At 39.9% G+C, this 17,306-nt stretch carries 9 protein-coding genes; 7 read left to right on the top strand and 2 right to left on the bottom strand.

Features of this window, described 5'->3' with window-relative positions:
* Positions 1-28: 28 nt before the first annotated feature.
* The 4 genes from ACUXV0_RS06755 to ACUXV0_RS06740 all read left to right on the top strand — a co-directional run bounded on the left by ACUXV0_RS06755 (position 29) and on the right by ACUXV0_RS06740 (position 5,036).
* A complete protein-coding gene (locus ACUXV0_RS06755) occupies positions 29-1,678 on the top strand; it encodes a peptidase domain-containing ABC transporter (protein ID WP_446192314.1) in 1,650 nt (549 codons plus the stop codon).
* 65 nt (positions 1,679-1,743) lie between these two features.
* Positions 1,744-3,096, top strand: coding sequence for an HlyD family secretion protein (locus ACUXV0_RS06750; protein WP_446192313.1), 1,353 nt, complete (start codon positions 1,744-1,746; stop codon positions 3,094-3,096).
* Positions 3,074-4,462 (top strand): TolC family protein, encoded by a 1,389-nt coding sequence (locus ACUXV0_RS06745; RefSeq protein WP_446192312.1) that lies wholly within the window; start codon positions 3,074-3,076, stop codon positions 4,460-4,462. The genes ACUXV0_RS06750 and ACUXV0_RS06745 overlap by 23 nt, the downstream gene beginning before the upstream one ends.
* A gap of 37 nt (positions 4,463-4,499) precedes the next feature.
* The gene (locus tag ACUXV0_RS06740) at positions 4,500-5,036 is read left to right on the top strand and encodes a hypothetical protein (protein WP_446192311.1); all 537 of its coding nucleotides are present in this window, start codon (positions 4,500-4,502) and stop codon (positions 5,034-5,036) included.
* Between the two features lie 19 nt (positions 5,037-5,055).
* Here the strand turns inward: ACUXV0_RS06740 and ACUXV0_RS06735 are convergent, their stop codons facing one another.
* Positions 5,056-13,614, bottom strand: coding sequence for a beta strand repeat-containing protein (locus ACUXV0_RS06735; RefSeq protein ID WP_446192310.1), 8,559 nt, complete (start codon positions 13,612-13,614; stop codon positions 5,056-5,058).
* 430 nt (positions 13,615-14,044) lie between these two features.
* Between ACUXV0_RS06735 and ACUXV0_RS06730 the strand changes: the two genes are divergently transcribed.
* From ACUXV0_RS06730 to ACUXV0_RS06720, 3 genes are all read left to right on the top strand, one after another.
* Positions 14,045-14,419 (top strand): response regulator, encoded by a 375-nt coding sequence (locus ACUXV0_RS06730; RefSeq protein ID WP_446192309.1) that lies wholly within the window; start codon positions 14,045-14,047, stop codon positions 14,417-14,419.
* Positions 14,420-14,434: 15 nt separating this feature from the next.
* Positions 14,435-15,199: an MBL fold metallo-hydrolase gene (locus tag ACUXV0_RS06725; protein WP_446192308.1), complete on the top strand. Its 765-nt coding sequence runs from the start codon at positions 14,435-14,437 to the stop codon at positions 15,197-15,199.
* Positions 15,200-15,273: 74 nt separating this feature from the next.
* Positions 15,274-16,935 (top strand): VRR-NUC domain-containing protein, encoded by a 1,662-nt coding sequence (locus ACUXV0_RS06720; RefSeq protein WP_446192307.1) that lies wholly within the window; start codon positions 15,274-15,276, stop codon positions 16,933-16,935.
* Here the strand turns inward: ACUXV0_RS06720 and ACUXV0_RS06715 are convergent.
* Positions 16,932-17,288, bottom strand: coding sequence for a CoA-binding protein (locus ACUXV0_RS06715; RefSeq protein ID WP_446192306.1), 357 nt, complete (start codon positions 17,286-17,288; stop codon positions 16,932-16,934). The genes ACUXV0_RS06720 and ACUXV0_RS06715 overlap by 4 nt on opposite strands.
* Between the last annotated feature and the right edge of the window lie 18 nt (positions 17,289-17,306).

Below are 17,306 nucleotides of genomic sequence, written 5' to 3'. Positions count from 1 at the left end.
TCATTATATTTGTATCAAATAAACGTTTATGGCAGACAAAAGTCACTTAGATATAGGTGAAGCATTAAGGAAGGTCTTAGATATCTTATGGCTTGATAAAAAGGATATTACGGCCGTTTATATTTATTCTATTTTTGCGGGTTTAGTATCGCTTTCTTTGCCTTTAGGTATACAGACTATTATTGGTTTTGTGCAGGCTGCACAAATGTCTACCTCTATACTATTGTTGATAGCACTCGTATTGCTCGGGACGTTTATCGCCGGTTTACTACAGGTGAGGCAGTTGCAGTTGATAGAAAAAATTGAGCAGAAGATTTTTGTTCGTTATTCATTAGAATACGCACAACGGCTACCATTATTAGATATTCACAAGATCAATCAATATTACTTACCTGAATTGGTGAATAGGTTTTTTGATGCTCCAAGTCTTCAGAAAAGTTTACATAAGTTATTGGTAGATGTACCATATGCTATTATTCAGATTGTATTTGGTGTGATACTGCTCTCCTTTTATCATCCACTGTTTATAGCGTTTGGCTTGGTATTATTGGTGATCATCATTCTTATTCTCCGTTTTACATCCTATAAAGGTTTTGCAACGTCGCTGGAAACAAGTGATTATAAGTACAAGTCGGCCTCATGGTTAGAAGAAATGGCCAGAGGAGTTAAAACCTTTAAGTATGCTCGCCATACTACGCTTCACCTTTCAAAAATGGATTCTTTGCTATCAAAATATCTGAAAGCCAGAACCAGTCACTTTGGAGTGTTGAAGTTTCAGTACTGGACTCTGATATTCTTTAAGGTGATTATTACAGCGGCTATGTTAATACTCGGTGTAACTCTTTTGGTAGATCAGCAAATCAATATAGGTCAGTTTATTGCCTCAGATATTGTGATTGTACTTATTCTGGGCTCAGTAGAAAAGTTGGTCGGTAACATGGATCAGGTATATGAGGCTATGACGTCCGTAGTTAAGTTGGATAAGGTGGCTAGAGCAGAAATTGAATCATCTGGAACCATGGAATTATCAGCAAAGGCCGAGGGTGTTTCAGTCAAGATGTCTGATGTAACTTTTGGGTACAATTCTACAGATGTAATTCTTGATCAACTAAGTTTTGATGTAAAACCCGGTGAATGGCTGATGGTTCATGGACCTTCTGGATCTGGAAAAACAAGCTTACTTAGACTATTAACCGGATCATTCAGGAAAAGGTCTGGTCAAATCCTGATAGATGGGTTGCCTATCAGTAACTACAATAATGTTTCTTTAAGGAAGCAGATGGGGATTTTGCTTGGCAAGCAAAACATATTTGAAGGAAGTATTCTTGAGAATATCACCCTTGGTGATGAAAACTTGAGCATTGAGAAGGTTCAAAAAGTATGTGAAATTACCGGGCTAGACAAGTTTATTTCTGGTAGAGACGAAGGGATGAGCACTGTTTTGGATCCGTTTGGCAGGAAGCTGTCATCAGTGGTGACGCATCAAATATTGCTCTCCAGAGCAATATTATTACAGAATAGATTGACCCTTATGGAAGAGCCATTTAAGCATCTTACTGATGAGCAGATTAAGGGAGTTGTGGAATACCTGAAAGAAACAAAGACAACAGTCATTTTGGCTTCGGCTAATATAGACTGTGCAAAATGGTGTGATAAAGTTATTCAACTGAACGGGTAACTGGAGGAACTCAAATTGATGAAATCAAAGGTCTGGTATGACCTGGAAGATAAATATTAGAATAGATGAAAAGACTTTTGGAATGTGACATAGATAACTCCGAGTCGTTGAGAAGGACCTTTCCTTCCATCAACGAGGTATATCTATTGGAACAAAAAAATAAGGTCATAAGGTGGTTTGCCTGGTTTGGGCTTCTTTTTGTAGCTGTCATGTTTTTGCCATGGACTCAGAACATAAGAGCCAATGGAAAAGTGACCACACTTAGGCCAGAAAATAGGCCGCAGGAGTTAAATGCTTTTATTCCTGGAAAAATAGAAAAATGGTATGTGAAGGAAGGTGATTTGGTAGAAAGAGGTGATACCTTACTGAGGATGTCAGAGGTGAAAACCGACTATTTGGATCCAAATCTTATCAATCAGGTTCAAAAGCAGGTAATTGCAAAAAGACAATCGGCTGATGCCTACCTGAATAAGGCTGACGCAGCTTTAGATCAGCTTAAGGCTCTAAGGGAAGGACAGAGGTTAAAGCTCAATTCCATAGATAATAAGATTACACAGCAGCAGCTTAAAATTGCGAGTGATAGTGCTGATTTATCAGCTGCTACAAATGCTCAGATTGCCTATGAAAGACAGTTTTCTGCAGCACAAAAAATGCTGGAAGAGGGAGCCATTTCTATGGTAGACTTTGAAAAGAGGAGAATAAGTGTGAGAGAGGGAGCCGCAAAAGTAACCAGCTTACAGAATAAGCTTAATCAAAGCAGGCAAGAGTTATTAAACCTGAAAATTAATAGGAACGAAACTATACAGGAGTATAACGAAAAGATAGCTAAGACAGAAGGTGAAAGATTTGCTAGTATTTCTTCCGCGACCAGTACAGAATCTGATATTGCGAAGCTGGAAAATCAACTTTCTAACTATGCAGTTCGTAGAGACTTTTTGTATATCGTGGCTCCGCAATCGGGACAGATTACCAGTGCAAAGAAGGCCGGGATTGGAGAGAATGTGAAGGAGGGAGAAATGCTCGTTCAAATTGTGCCAGAGGTGATGGAAAAAGCAGTGGAGCTTTTCATAAAGCCTATGGATTTACCTCTAATTAGTCTAGGGCAGGAAATACGATTCATTTTCGATGGATTTCCGGCAATTGTTTTTAACGGTTGGCCTAACTCCAGTTACGGTACTTTTGGTGGGAAAGTAGCGGCAATTGAAAGTAACACAGGGGCTAATGGGCTTTTTAAAATTCTTGTGGTACCAGATCAGGAAGAAGGCCAGTGGCCAGATATGTTGAAAATAGGTGGAGGAGCCCGAGGTATTGCACTGCTTAAAGATGTGCCTATTTATTACGAATTATGGAGAAATATTAATGGGTTCCCACCTGAATATTATCAATTTGAAGCCGATGACAAGAAGACTAAGAAATAGTTTACTCCTTCTACTGGCTTCCTTTTCAGGATTTTCTCAGACGGTGCTCACACCGCTTGAGTTTATGGAGCTAATGAAGGAGAATCATCCTGTAGCCAAACAAGCAGAGCTAAAAATAGCTCAAAGTTCAGCGGAGGTCTTGGCGTCAAAAGGGATTTTTGATCCTTTACTGACCTATGAACGCAAGAGTAAGGAGCTGGAGGGGAAGCGATATTATCTACATGATACCCCTGAGTTAAGCTTGTTTACTCCACTAGGTATTAAGGTGAAAACCGGAATAGAAACAAATGGAGGGCAATACTTAAATCCTGAATATACCAATGGTGTTTTAACCTATGCTGGTGTAGAATTGCCAGTGTTAAGGGGGCTTTTGATTGATAAAAAAAGAGCAACTCTACAGAAGGCTCAAATTTATCAGCAAAGTGCAGAAGTAGAGCGTAGGAGCATACTTAATGATCTCTACATAGATGCCTTAAATACTTATTGGGAATGGGCTGCGGCCTATATGTCAATGTCTTTACTCCAAAGAAACCTTGAAAATGCTGAAGAGAGACTTGAGTTAACTACCGTTCTGTTTGAGAATGGAGACAAGGCCAGAATTGATACGGTAGAGGCCTACGGTCAGGTTTTGAACCTGCAACTACAGATGGTGGCCTTAAACCAGGTATATTTTGCCAAAAGTCTAGGTTTGTCACAATACCTCTGGGATGAAAACGGTGAAGCCTATGCTCCAGGTCCAGAAGTAAGACCAGATACCAGCATGTTTACTTACTTGCCGGAGGTACCTTCGCCTGAGTCGCTGATAGATCAATTAAACTTACACCCCGATCTTATTTACTATGATTTTAAGTTGAGAGGGCTGGAAGTTGAACGAAAATTAATGCGTCAGGAAATTCTTCCGGAGCTCAATTTGAGTATGAATGTTCTTAGCAAAGATTATTATTCTTTTGAGAGTGCCTACAATCCTTACTTGAGTAATAATTATAAATTTGGTGTGAATTTCTCCATGCCGCTTTTTTTAAGATCTGGTAGGGGTAAATATCAAAAGGCCACTTTAAAGGTAGATGAGACTAGCTGGGCAAGACGATTTAAGCTTCAGGAGCTTAAAACTAAAGTTGGGCAGTATGATGTTGAGCTTTCCGCACTGCAGCAACAGGTATCACTAGCCACAACTTTGACGGAGAACTATCAAAGGCTTCTGGAGGTAGAAGACTTGAAGTTTAGTCAGGGGGCCAGTTCACTTTTTATGATCAATTCCAGACAGAATAAACTTGCTGAAAGTTACCTTAAGTTGATTGAGCTGAAAGGAAAATATCTGAAGAGTTGGTTTAAACAACAATGGGCTGCTGGTTTACTTCTGCAATAAGCTTTCTTAAGGTCAAAAGCCGTATCATTGCATCGATATGAGCAAAGTTCAGAATACAGATATAATTAAGTTTTGGAAATGGTGGGAGAAAAACGACCATTTAATCTGTAAAGTCCTGGAACAAGGAAGTCAGGCAAAACTAGATGAGCTAAAAGAACATTTTGATAAAAAGGTTCTGGAGTTTGGTCACTTTACCTGGGAGATAGTAGAAGGTGAAGGGCGTAAGTTTGCATTTATCTTATCACCAAACAGAGAGTTTGAAAGACTACAGTTGAGTAAAAAGATTATCAGGAACGCTCCAAATTTGAATAATTGGGAATTTTATTCTTCAAAACCTGTAAACCCTAATCCTGAACCCTTCAAACTATATGATAGCAATCTGGACCCTGTCTTTATAGATCCATCTGATTGGAATATTGAAATAGAACTTCCCAAGGTTAAAATTAACGCCTCCGAATTAAAAAATATTGACTCAGAAACACGCGACCATGCCATGGATTTGGTAGTCACGGCATTGTTGGGTGAAGAAAGAAGAATTCTAAAGGTTAAAGAAATAGTTTGGCTTGAGGATTAAACCTCCTCAAGCCATTTTGTTATCCTTCATTGGCACACTGCTCTTTTATTTTTGCCGAGAAAATAGAGCCATTGTCTGCTTTAAATCCAGGATGTAGTTCTACACTTTTCCCAGCTTCAATATCCAGACGTCCAGGATTATCAATCTTATTTTGAGCATCAATCTTTCTTACCGCTCTTATGAGTTGAGAGCCTGCGTTTATGTCATCATCAGTCGAGACTAAAGATCTGTTAGCTCCGATAATCTCAAATACTGCAGACGTTACCGCTGAACTTACTACCGGGTGAGTAGAGATTACTTTCAGTTTATAGTTACTGCCAGACTCCATATCAGAAGGTATTGTACATGGGATGGCAGCCGGATTATTTGAGAATCCTATCATTGTGTTTTTCGAAAACTCTCCATTTTTATCTGACAGTTGTACCTGGTAAAGGTTTCCTTCTTCAAATTCACCAGAAGAGGTGACAGAGATATTGAATTGTTGCCCATTACAGAAATAACTATTCGGAACTGAAGGCGTGCTGACAGTCCTTGTACCGCTGGTTACCCAGAATTGTATTACGTCTGACGGGTATAAAGCCTCTCCCTCATTATCATCCTGACCATATGCCGTGGCAATGAATGTATAAAGGTTAGGCGATAAGTGATCTCCATTATATACACCATTACCTTCATATAGGGCGTAGATAGGTTCATTATCTCTTCTGAACTGTAATTCCGACGTTCCACTCAATTGTAACTTCATACTTTCAATGATATTACTGTTGCATTCCGGAACAGCAAAAACATTGAGAAGTCTGCTAGGGTCCTTTTGTATTGTTACATCATCAGTTAGTTCAGTAATGATTTCTGGTGTTGGCCCTCCATACACAAGGTAATACTTAATTTTTGCGGGCTGACAATTAACAGTCACCACCGTCTGAACCGTATCTACACATTGGTTAGCTCCTTGAACAATGACCTCATATGTACCGGCACTTGCTTCTACGGCGTTAGGAATTGTTGGAGACTGAAGATTACTGTAAAAGCTATTTGGTCCACTCCATTCAAAGCTTACCCCACTTGCAACCATCAATTGTATTTGATCTCCTACTTCATACGGTCCTGTATTGCTGGCAGAAGTTGTAAATGAAGGAGCTGTTAAGCTGGTAGGATTATTCCAATTAACTGTACATGGCGTTACAGAAACAGTTAAGTTATTGTATAAGCCTGTGGTTAGATTATTTAGAACAAAAATATTAGACCTGACTTCTATTGTCGTGTTTATTAAGACACTGTTGTAATAATAACTAGCTGTGTAATTACCGTCTGGAATGTTTTGAGTATTAAACTCTAGACTGCCATCTGAGCCCGAACATGAAGTCGGATTATTAGCTTTTGTAAGTGTGATAGTTTGTTGGGCTGGCTGAGTCAAACTTGTAGAAGCAGTGGCGGTACAAGAGTTGGCATCAGTTACAGTAACAGAATATGTACCGGCGGCTAAAGAAGAAATATCTTTAGTATGACTTCCGTTAGACCATAAATATTGGAAGTCAGAAGTTCCTCCATTAACAGTTAGCTCAATAGAGCCCGTGTTCACTCCATAACATATCAAATTGGTAGTACTGCTTACTGTTGCGGTTAAAAGAGCTGGTTCGGTAATGGTCACTGAGGCAGTAGTCGTACAAGAGTTCGCATCGGTCACAGTTACAGAATACGTTCCGGCAGCTAAAGAACTTAAATCTTGGGTCGTAGCTGAGTTTGACCAGCTATAAGTATAACCGGAACCAACCGTTCCTCCAGTTACCTGAAGATCAATAGCCCCATCACCAGACTGGTTACAAGTCAAATTAGTAGAGCTATTGATAGATGCAACCAGAGCTGTCGGCTCAGTAATGGTCACAGAAGCAGTAGCGGTACACGAGTTTGCATCGGTCACTGTTACGGAATACGTTCCGGCTGCTAAAGAACTTAAGTCTTGAGTTGTGGTAGAATTTGACCAGCTGTAAGTGTAGCCAGACCCAACAGTTCCTCCGGTAACCTGAAGGGTAATTGCCCCATCACCGGATTGATTACAGCTTAAGTTTGTAGAACCACTGATAGAAGCGACCAAGGCAGTCGGCTCGGTGATGGTCACAGAGGCTGTTGCAGTACAAGAATTGGCATCGGTCACAGTTACAGAATAGGTTCCCGCCGCCAAAGAGCTTAAATCTTGAGTTGTGGCAGAATTCGACCAACTATAAGTATATCCTGATCCAACGGTTCCACCAGTTACCTGAAGGTCGATGGACCCATCGCCAGATTGGTTACAAGTTAGATTTGTAGAACCATTGATAGAAGCGACCAGAGCAGTCGGTTCGGTAATGGTCTCTGAGGCAGTAGCAGTACAAGAGTTCGCATCGGTTACAGTTACAGAATACGTTCCGGCCGCTAAAGAATTTAAGTCTTGAGTTGTGGCAGAATTCGACCAACTGTAGGTGTATCCGGACCCTACAGTTCCACCTGTTACTTGAAGGTCAATCGCCCCATCACCCGACTGATTACAGCTTAGGTTAGTTGAACTATTGATAGAAGCGACTAGCAAAGTCGGCTCAGTAATGGTCACAGAAGCTGTGGCGGTACAAGAGTTTGCATCGGTCACTGTAACGGAATAGGTTCCAGCAGCTAATAAGCTTAAATCTTTAGTGGAGGCTGAGTTTGACCAACTGTATGTGTAGCCTGATCCAACAGTTCCTCCGGAAACCTGAAGAGTAATTGCCCCATCACCGGATTGATTACAGGTTAAGTTTGTAGAACCACTGATAGAGGCGACTAGAGCTGTCGGCTCGGTGATGGTCACGGAGGCTGTTGCCGTACAAGAATTGGCATCGGTCACAGTTACAGAATAGGTTCCTGCCGCCAAAGAGCTTAAATCTTGAGATGTGGCAGAATTCGACCAACTGTAAGTATAGCCTGATCCCACTGTCCCCCCTGTAACCTGAAGGTCAACAGCCCCATCACCAGATTGGTTACAAGTCAAATTAGTAGAGCCATTGATAGATGCAACCAGAGCTGTAGGTTCGGTAATGGTCACTGAGGCGGTAGCCGTACAAGAGTTCGCATCGGTCACAGTTACAGAATACGTTCCGGCAGCTAAAGAACTTAAGTCTTGAGTTGAGGCAGAATTTGACCAGCTGTAGGTGTAGCCTGATCCAACTGTCCCTCCGGTAACCTCAAGGTCAATAGCCCCATCTCCAGATTGGTTACAAGTCAAATTACTAGAGCTATTGATAGATGCAATCAGAGCTGTCGGCTCAGTAATGGTCACAGAAGCGGTGGCAGTACAAGAGTTTGCATCGGTCACAGTTACAGAATAGGTTCCGGCAGCTAAAGAACTTAAATCTTTAGTGGAGGCTGAGTTTGACCAACTGTAAGTATAGCCTGATCCAACAGTTCCTCCGGAAACCTGAAGGGTAATTGCCCCATCACCGGATTGATTACAGGTTAAGTTTGTAGAACCACTGATAGAGGCGACTAGAGCTGTCGGCTCGGTGATGGTCACAGAGGCTGTTGCCGTACAAGAATTGGCATCGGTCACAGTTACAGAATAGGTTCCTGCCGCCAAAGAGCTTAAATCTTGAGATGTGGCAGAATTCGACCAACTGTAAGTATAGCCTGATCCCACTGTCCCCCCTGTAACCTGAAGGTCAACAGCCCCATCACCAGATTGGTTACAAGTCAAATTAGTAGAGCCATTGATAGATGCAACCAGAGCTGTAGGTTCGGTAATGGTCACTGAGGCGGTAGCCGTACAAGAGTTCGCATCGGTCACAGTTACAGAATACGTTCCTGCAGCTAAAGAACTTAAGTCTTGAGTTGTGGCAGAATTTGACCAGCTGTAGGTGTAGCCTGATCCAACTGTCCCTCCGGTAACCTCAAGGTCAATAGCCCCATCTCCAGATTGGTTACAAGTCAAATTACTAGAGCTATTGATAGATGCAATCAGAGCTGTCGGCTCAGTAATGGTCACAGAAGCGGTGGCAGTACAAGAGTTTGCATCGGTCACAGTTACAGAATAGGTTCCGGCAGCTAAAGAACTTAAATCTTTAGTGGAGGCTGAGTTTGACCAACTGTAAGTATAGCCTGATCCAATATTACCGCCGCTTACTGAAAGGTCAATTGATCCGCTGCCATCTTGGTTACAAATTAAATTCACAGATGTAATACCCAAAACTAAGGGTGAGTAACTCTGAAGCTCAGTAGCATCATTTTCCCCAGAGTCCGATGGGATTTTATTCCCATTAAAGTCCGGATTGGTTCCAGAATCCGATATATCTGTGAAAACATTATTATCTGTGTCTGTAGCAGAGATAGTTGAATTGAAACTATAAGTAGTTGTTACAGGAGCATTCAATTTTACTTTTATACTGACAACTTCTATACCACCACCTGAAGAGACTGAACCAGGAAGTAGTATATCGATTTCACTTGACCCATTGTAATTTTGGTTTAATACAAGGCCTCTTTCTGCACTTTGTATAGTTGGTGCTTCCTGAATAGTGTAGGTGCCAGCACCGAAAATATTATCTAAATCAAGTTGAACGGAAATGCTATCCAAAGTAGATGTTCCAAGGTTTTGAATGTATTTCGTAATAGTCACAATGCTATCACAGTCTAGGGATGCCGTTTGTGAAAGGCCAATGGATGAAAAATCAACCAAGAAAAATGTAGAGTCACTTTCTGTTGAATTGAAGGGTAAGCTATTTCCGTCAGAATCAGGATCCGTATTGAAGTCGGAATAATCTTGAGTATATGTGCCTAATGGAGCATTTCCTGAACCTAATACCTGTGTTATATAATAGCCTTTGCCTTTACCTTGATTGATAACATTAATAACCTCAACTACAATGCGAATCTGTCCGGTATCATAAGCTGCCAAGTTTCCGGAACTTATGAGTTCAGTATTTAAATTTCCGTTATAACTTGAATTAAGAACTACTGTTCCAGGATCATCAATAAATGTAGGACCACTTAAAATACTAAAATTACCAGCTCCAAAAACCTCATTCAAATCGTGAATTAGACTTAAAGTTGAGAGGGCCGAATTACCAAAGTTCTCTAAATAATAGTCTAGAGTTACTTGTGTACCATTTACTGTTGCATCCAAGGCTACTCCAAGGTTGGCTTCATCTCCAATAGTTATAGTAGTCACATCATCCTCTCCAGCGTCTCCCGCATCTCCATTTGAATCGGAGTCTGTGGTATACCCTTCATCAGAAGTATCATTGACTTGATTTCCACCAGGATCTGTTGCTGAAATAGTTACTCCATTCTGATAAATACCAAACCCATTACCCTGATCTGATACGGTGGTGATATTTATTGTCGTGCTAATTATTTCGGTTTCACCAGGTCTCAAGGTGCCGCCAAATGTTATTCTATCAAATATGTTAAAACCGAAGAATTGAGTACTTCGTATTATTGTACCAGGTCCACTTACCAATTGTGGTTGACTTGTTACTGAATAATTGCTACTTCCAAAAACAGGATTTAATGGATCTTGTAAAAGTATATTTGAGAGAGTAACATCACCCAAGTTTTCAATAGTAAATATAAGGGTTACCTCAGTACCATTTACAACAGCCCTTTTGGCGATTCCAATTGAAGGATTGCCAGTTATTACAATTGGTGTTGCGTCTTCTTCACCTGCATCACTTGGATCATCATTGCCGTTAGGGTCTGGGTCTGTACCATCGTCTGAATTATCTGTTATCACGAACCCTGAATTCGTAATTCCACTGATTAAAGATTGATTTGAATAAACTCCGTAGCCGCTGCCTTGGTCAGATTCAGTGTCAATATTTAATGTTAATTGTATTTGGGCAGTGGCTCCAGCGGCAAGTGTCGAACTGTTTGATATAATACTTTTTTCATTTGATCCATCAAATGAACCATTTAGCGTAATCGTACCTGGGTCTACAATTAGAGTAGGACTTGAAATGATTGAATAATTGCCTGAACCAAAAGACTCATCAAGGTCATTGATAATGTCTAAATTAGATATTCCATTCAAGCTGTGGTTCTCAAAATAGATATCTAGTGTCACCTGAAACCCGGAAACAGAAGCAGTTTGAGCAATACCTACTTTGTCTAAATTAATAGAAAGGGTTGTCGCATCATTCTCTCCTCCTTCATTGGCATTGCCATTACCATTCGGGTCCGGGTCTGTTCCGAAATCAGACAAGTCAGAATTGTAGGCTCCTTGTTGGTTTAAACCGCTAATCGTTGCTTGAAGTGAATAGTTTCCAATACCTAAATTTTGAGTGTTTTTGACATTGTTTAGGGTGATAATTAATCTTAACTGACCAGTATCTCCACTACTTAAAGTACTGTTTTGTAAATCAAATAAATCTTGGTTTTCTGAGGTGCCATCAAAAGTAGAATTGATACTAATAGTACCAGGATCATCCACAAATGTAGGCGGTGTGCTAATAGTATAATTCCCTGCACCAAAAACCTGATCTAAATTCGAAACTATTGATAATTCTGAATAACCAACATCACCAAGATTCTCCATATAGTAATCTAATGTGATCATATTCCCGGAGACAGAGGCATCAAGAGCTAAACCAATTGATGGATTCCCGTTTACGTCAATAGTTGTAGGATCATTCTCAGAAGGATTGCCATCATTATTTGGATCTGGATTATTTCCCTCATAAGAAGCATCTGAAACAGGTGTAGAATTTGGGTCTGTTCCTATTGCGGTTACTTGAGCTTGGTAAATACCTGACCCAAACCCTTGATCAGTAATATTTGTAACCAAATGTCTTATACTGAATCTTACACTTTCATTAGGATCAAGATAGCTTCCTCCATTTAGTAGTGCCGTATTTGTGCTACCGTTAAATGCCGAATTATAATTTAAAGTTGAACTTCCACTGACAAGCGAAGGGTCTACTGTATGAATATAGTTTCCACCTCCATAAACAGTATTGAGATCCTGACTGATGCTTAAGTTAGATACTCGTTGATTTCCATAGTTTGTAAGAGTGTATATGTATTCAATGGTCGGAGAACTACCTGCAAAACTTACAATTCTATAGTCAAGTGCAAGTCCAATTCTTGCCAATGGGGATATTGTAAAACTTGTCTTATCATTTTCAGTTGGTTCATTCGCATTTCCGTTTCCGTTGGCATCAGTATTTATTCCCGAATCTGATTGATCAAAAGTGTAGACATCGCCAGGTGAATATGCAGAACCCCAAACTTGATTTTGATAATTGCCTAATCCGTTGCCTTGATCTGAAAGTATGATATTTTCAACCATCAGTTGAATGGTATCAATTTCGCCTGCCGCCAATGTACCTCCTTGAATTAAATTCGTTTGGGTCTTTCCATTATAACTTGAATTTAGAGTTAGGTTGCTATTCAAATCTAAAAACTGAAGGCTTTTTACATTATAATTCCCGGTTCCAAAGACAGACTCCAGATCGTCTGTAATTTCTAGATTGTCCAAAGTAACATTACCTAGGTTCTCTAAATAAATTTCAAAAGTAACTTCATCACCCTGAATAAGGGCTACTTTGGCAAGACCCAAAGTTGGTTCTTCTCCTATTACAATTCTTGTTTCATCTCCTTCATCAGGATCTCCTGCAGAATTATTGCCATTAGGGTCTGGATCTGTACCTTCATCAGATAAGTCAGAAGTTTGTTTGCCTGTATTACTAAAGCCAATGACTTCTGCCTGGTTCTCATAGATGCCAAGACCCAATCCCTGATCAGTTACGTTTGTTACATTAACACTAATCTCTATTCCGGCCGTTTCTCCCATGAAAAGAGAGCCAGACGAAATAAGATTATCGATCGTGCCTCCGTTATACGAAGAGTTCAAGGTCATTGAGGAGGGTGGATCAAAAAAGTTTGGTGCTGCACTGATGGCATAATTTCCAGCACCAAAAACATCATTCAGATCATCAATTAGTGAAATATTTTCTAGGTTTCTATTTCCGAGATTTTCTAAATAAAATCTCATATGTACCTCATTACCTTCAATTCTGACAGTTTTGGCTACACCAATTTTTGGGTTCTGCAGAATATCTATCAGAGTTGGGTCATCCTCACCGGCATCTGTTGGGTCATCATTATTATTCGGGTCTGGATTTGTTCCAGAATCTGAGAGATCGTTTTGAACGCCATCTACATTATGTGTTCCTGATGCAGTAACTTGATTAGAGTATATACCAAATCCTAGTCCTTGATCACTTGGCTGAGTAATGGTAATTCCAAAAGTGATTGTTGCTAGTTCACCAGGTTTTAAGAAAGAGGTGTTTTGCAGAAGCTCAGTATTGGCACTTCCATCATAGGAGCTGTTGACTACCAGACTCCCGGTAGCAGATGGCGAAGAAACAGAGTAATTGCCAGCTCCGAAAACAGCATCCAAATCATCTGGAACACTTACATTGAAAAGAGTGTCGTTTTCATAATAATTCTCCAGATAGATGGTAAATATTTGCTCTCTTCCTATTTGCTGAGCAGTTTTAGAGGCCCCAATCTGAGAGAATGCCAATGAAATGCTTAATAGGAATGAGCCCAGAAAAATAGGTGCGATTTTCTTCATGTTCAATGAAAGTTCGAGTAGGTTGAATACGAATGAGGATACTGAGGAGCGTAATTTTCCAAACAAACTCCAAATAGTGGTTAAATGAAGCACGGTGTACTCGGGTTTTGTTTTAGCTTTATGGCTTTTCTCAAAGTTAACTCTTTTAGCAAACCGATCAAGGTGTATTGTGTTTTTAAGCGGTAAAAGTGGTAACTTTTATATCTAAACGTTTTGGTGGAATTACTAAACGGTGTCGAATAGAATTTTGGCAACTTTGTTTTGGTTATTGCTAATTCTCCACAGCATCCAAAGAAATTATACTTTCCGCTTTTTTTTAATAAGTTTTCTCAGTTAATTCGGAACTTTCAGAGGAATTGTACGTCTTACAGATGAAGCTTAGTGCTTTCAGAGTAAACAAACATCGTAACAGAACTTATAGAAATTAGAAATGTCATCATCCAAGAATGTACTTATTGCTGAAGATTCTTCAGTTATTCAAAACCTGGCCAAAAAGATTCTGGAGTTCCAGAACTTTAAAATCACCGCTGTGAAGAATGGTGAGCAGGTAATCCAGTTATTAGACAAAGAGCCTTTTGATATCGTTCTTTTAGATATTAATATGCCTGTAATGGATGGATTGGAGTGTGTGGCTGCAATTCGTGAAAATGATAAAACAGCTGAGTTGCCTGTAGTAGCTATTACTGGTAACGCTCGTAATTATACGGTAGAAGAATATAAGGACGCTGGCTTTAACGAGGTATTGATGAAGCCTTTGAACTTTGATATGCTTGTGAAAGTGGTGAAAGACCTTACTGAAGGATAATCGCTATACAAGGGCATGAAAATAACAATTTTAGGAACGGGCACTTCTTCAGGGGTGCCCGTTCTTACGTGTAAGTGCCCCGTTTGCACCTCCACAAATCCTAAAGATAAACGTCTTAGGGTGTCCGTTTTGATTCAAAAAGAGGACACCAATGTCTTAATAGATTCAGGTCCAGACCTCCGTCAGCAGCTATTGAGCACGGGAATTGAAAGTCTGGACGCCGTTGTTTATACACACGAACACAAAGATCACACGGCCGGGATGGATGACATTCGTCCTTTTAATTACCTGAATGGCAAGAGATACATGAATCTCTATGCCCGCCCTCAAGTTCTTGATCAGCTCAAGCGTGAATTTCATTATGCTTTTCTGGATGAAGCCTATCCCGGGGTTCCGTTAATAAAAACGAATATTGTAGAAAATAAGCCTTTTGAAATTGGTGGTTTAACCTTTCAGCCTATTGAGGTGTTACATTATAAGTTACCGGTATTTGGATACAGGATAGATGATTTCGTGTATATCACTGATGCCAATTTTATATCTGAGGAGGAGAAGCAAAAAGTAAAAGGGTGTAAGGTGCTGGTGCTTGATGCTTTGCAAAAGCAAGACCACATTTCTCACTTTACCTTAGCACAAGCCGTAGATCTGGCCAAAGAAATTGATGCCGATCAAACTTACTTTACCCATATATCACATAAGATGGGTTTGCATGATGAAATAAATGCCGAGCTTCCTGAAAAGATGCAACTGGCCTATGACGGGCTTACCATTGAATTTTAGAGGTAAATTTTAGCAAGTCACCTTTTGAAGAGTTTCCATTTTATCAATTCTCATAATTGCTCTAAATTGCATCTATGCCAGAGAACGAGAATATAGTACTGCCTCCAAAATACTATCTCGATTACTTCAACTATCTTCTTGATTTTGTCAAAGACAAATACAAACATCTTCTGAATGAAGGAGAATGGCGATTCTTGAGAAAATACTACGGCTTAACTGAAGATGCTCAATGCTTATTTATTCGATTTACGAATAGGAGAGGAGCCTTCTTTAAAGTTCAAAAGCTTGCATATGAGGAGTTAGGTGAAATTGAGGAGATTCTTACTGAACTGAAAATGAAAGACTTTGCTGAGTCTTTAAGTCAGACTCATCAAGATCGCCTTCCAGAGTTATTGCAATTTTGTACCAAAGCCGAGCTTCAAAAAATTGCTCCGAAAGGCACCAAGAAAAGTCTCTCAAAAATAGAATTAGCTGAATTACTGAGAGAAGAGCTAGAAGCAGAAGAAATTATTGAGTCAATTTCTGGTTTACACGAAATTGTCAAAGTCAATTTTGAGTATGAGACGGCATTTCTAAGGTTTTTATTTTTTGGCAATCGATACATGGACATGACGGAGTTTGTGGTCCGTGATCTGGGTTTTGTTCAATATTTCCAACATGATGATGATAAGTTGGTGGCCAGGTTTGACACCAGAAAAGATGCCGAGGATAAATGGATGCTTACCGACCAGGTAGAACTGTTTGAGTCGCTCAAAAAATCTGCTGAACCGGAAGAAATTTATGATTGGTTTGATACTCTAGCCGACACTATCACTGACTTAAGTGAAGTCGCTAAACCTTCCCTAGAGCGTTTAAAGCTTAAAGTAGGGAGGCATTTAGAAAGAGAAAAGAGTCTTGAGCTGGCGGTGGAGGTTTACAAAACCTGTGAACTACCTCAGGCTAAGGAAAGAAGAGTTCGCTGCCTGACGAAACTCAAAAGTTTTGACGAGGCATTGCAATTATGTGAAGACATGATAGCCAATAGCAGCAATGCTGATGAACACTTTTTTGCCAAAGATTTTGCAGACCGAATGCTTCGCAACAAGAAGCGTAAGAAAAAGCTGACCACTGAGAAACTTCATGAGGCGGAAAAGATAACCATTCCTGCTATTTATCGAGGACAGGTAGAGCTCGGTACTATAGAGCACTATGTTGCTGAGGGTAAATACGCCATCTTCTCTGAAAATCATCTTTGGCGGGGCATTTTTGGCCTAATATTCTGGGATATCATTTTTGATCCGTCATTGGTAGCATTTCATCATCCTTTTCAAAGGAGACCTTCTGACCTCCATTTGCCTGACTTTTATGATAAAAGGAAGGAAGTTATACATGAACATTTAGATAGTTTTCTAAATACCGACGAACTCCTCATTCATATGCGGAACAATTATGTTAAACATGAAGGCATAAGTAATCCTTTTGTGATTTGGATGGAGGGTATTTGGGAAGGAATTCTTCTTGCTACTCAGTTTATTGGTTTAGAGAAACTGAAAGACATCTTGGTCAGAATCTCAATGGATATTGCTGAAAATTCACGTGGTTTTCCTGATTTGTTTGTGTGGGATGAGGAAGGTTATGAGTTCATTGAAGTAAAGTCGCCTACGGATAACCTATCAAATCGACAACTTTTCTGGTTGGGTTATTTTGAAGAAAATGGCATTAATGCTCGAGTATTGAGAGTTTATTTTGATGATTAAAACTGGCCAATCCCCAGCATCACTAAATTACATGCTTCAAAAGCGTCTACTCCTGCCTCATTTAATTTTTGCATAAATTCCGGGTTCTCTGTGCCTGGATTAAATATGACTCTTTTTGGTTTTAGGTTCAGTATAAAGTCTACATAGTCCTCTTGATTTCTTTTACCGAGATAAAGAGTTACCGTATGTATATCTTCGATTGTTTCTAAAGAATTGAGAATTTTAATACCGGCTACTTCGCCTTTTTTTATACCAAAAGGTATGATCTCATGTCCAGCCCTTACTAGTCTGTGTGCAGCCAAATAGGCGTATCTGGATGGATTTGTGCTGGCTCCCATAATAAGTGTTCTCATGTTCAAATAAACGTAGGA

The organism is Jiulongibacter sp. NS-SX5 (assembly GCF_052828545.1).
The sequence above is the reverse complement of the archived record's forward strand: the minus strand, read 5'-3'. Positions and strand labels throughout refer to the sequence as shown.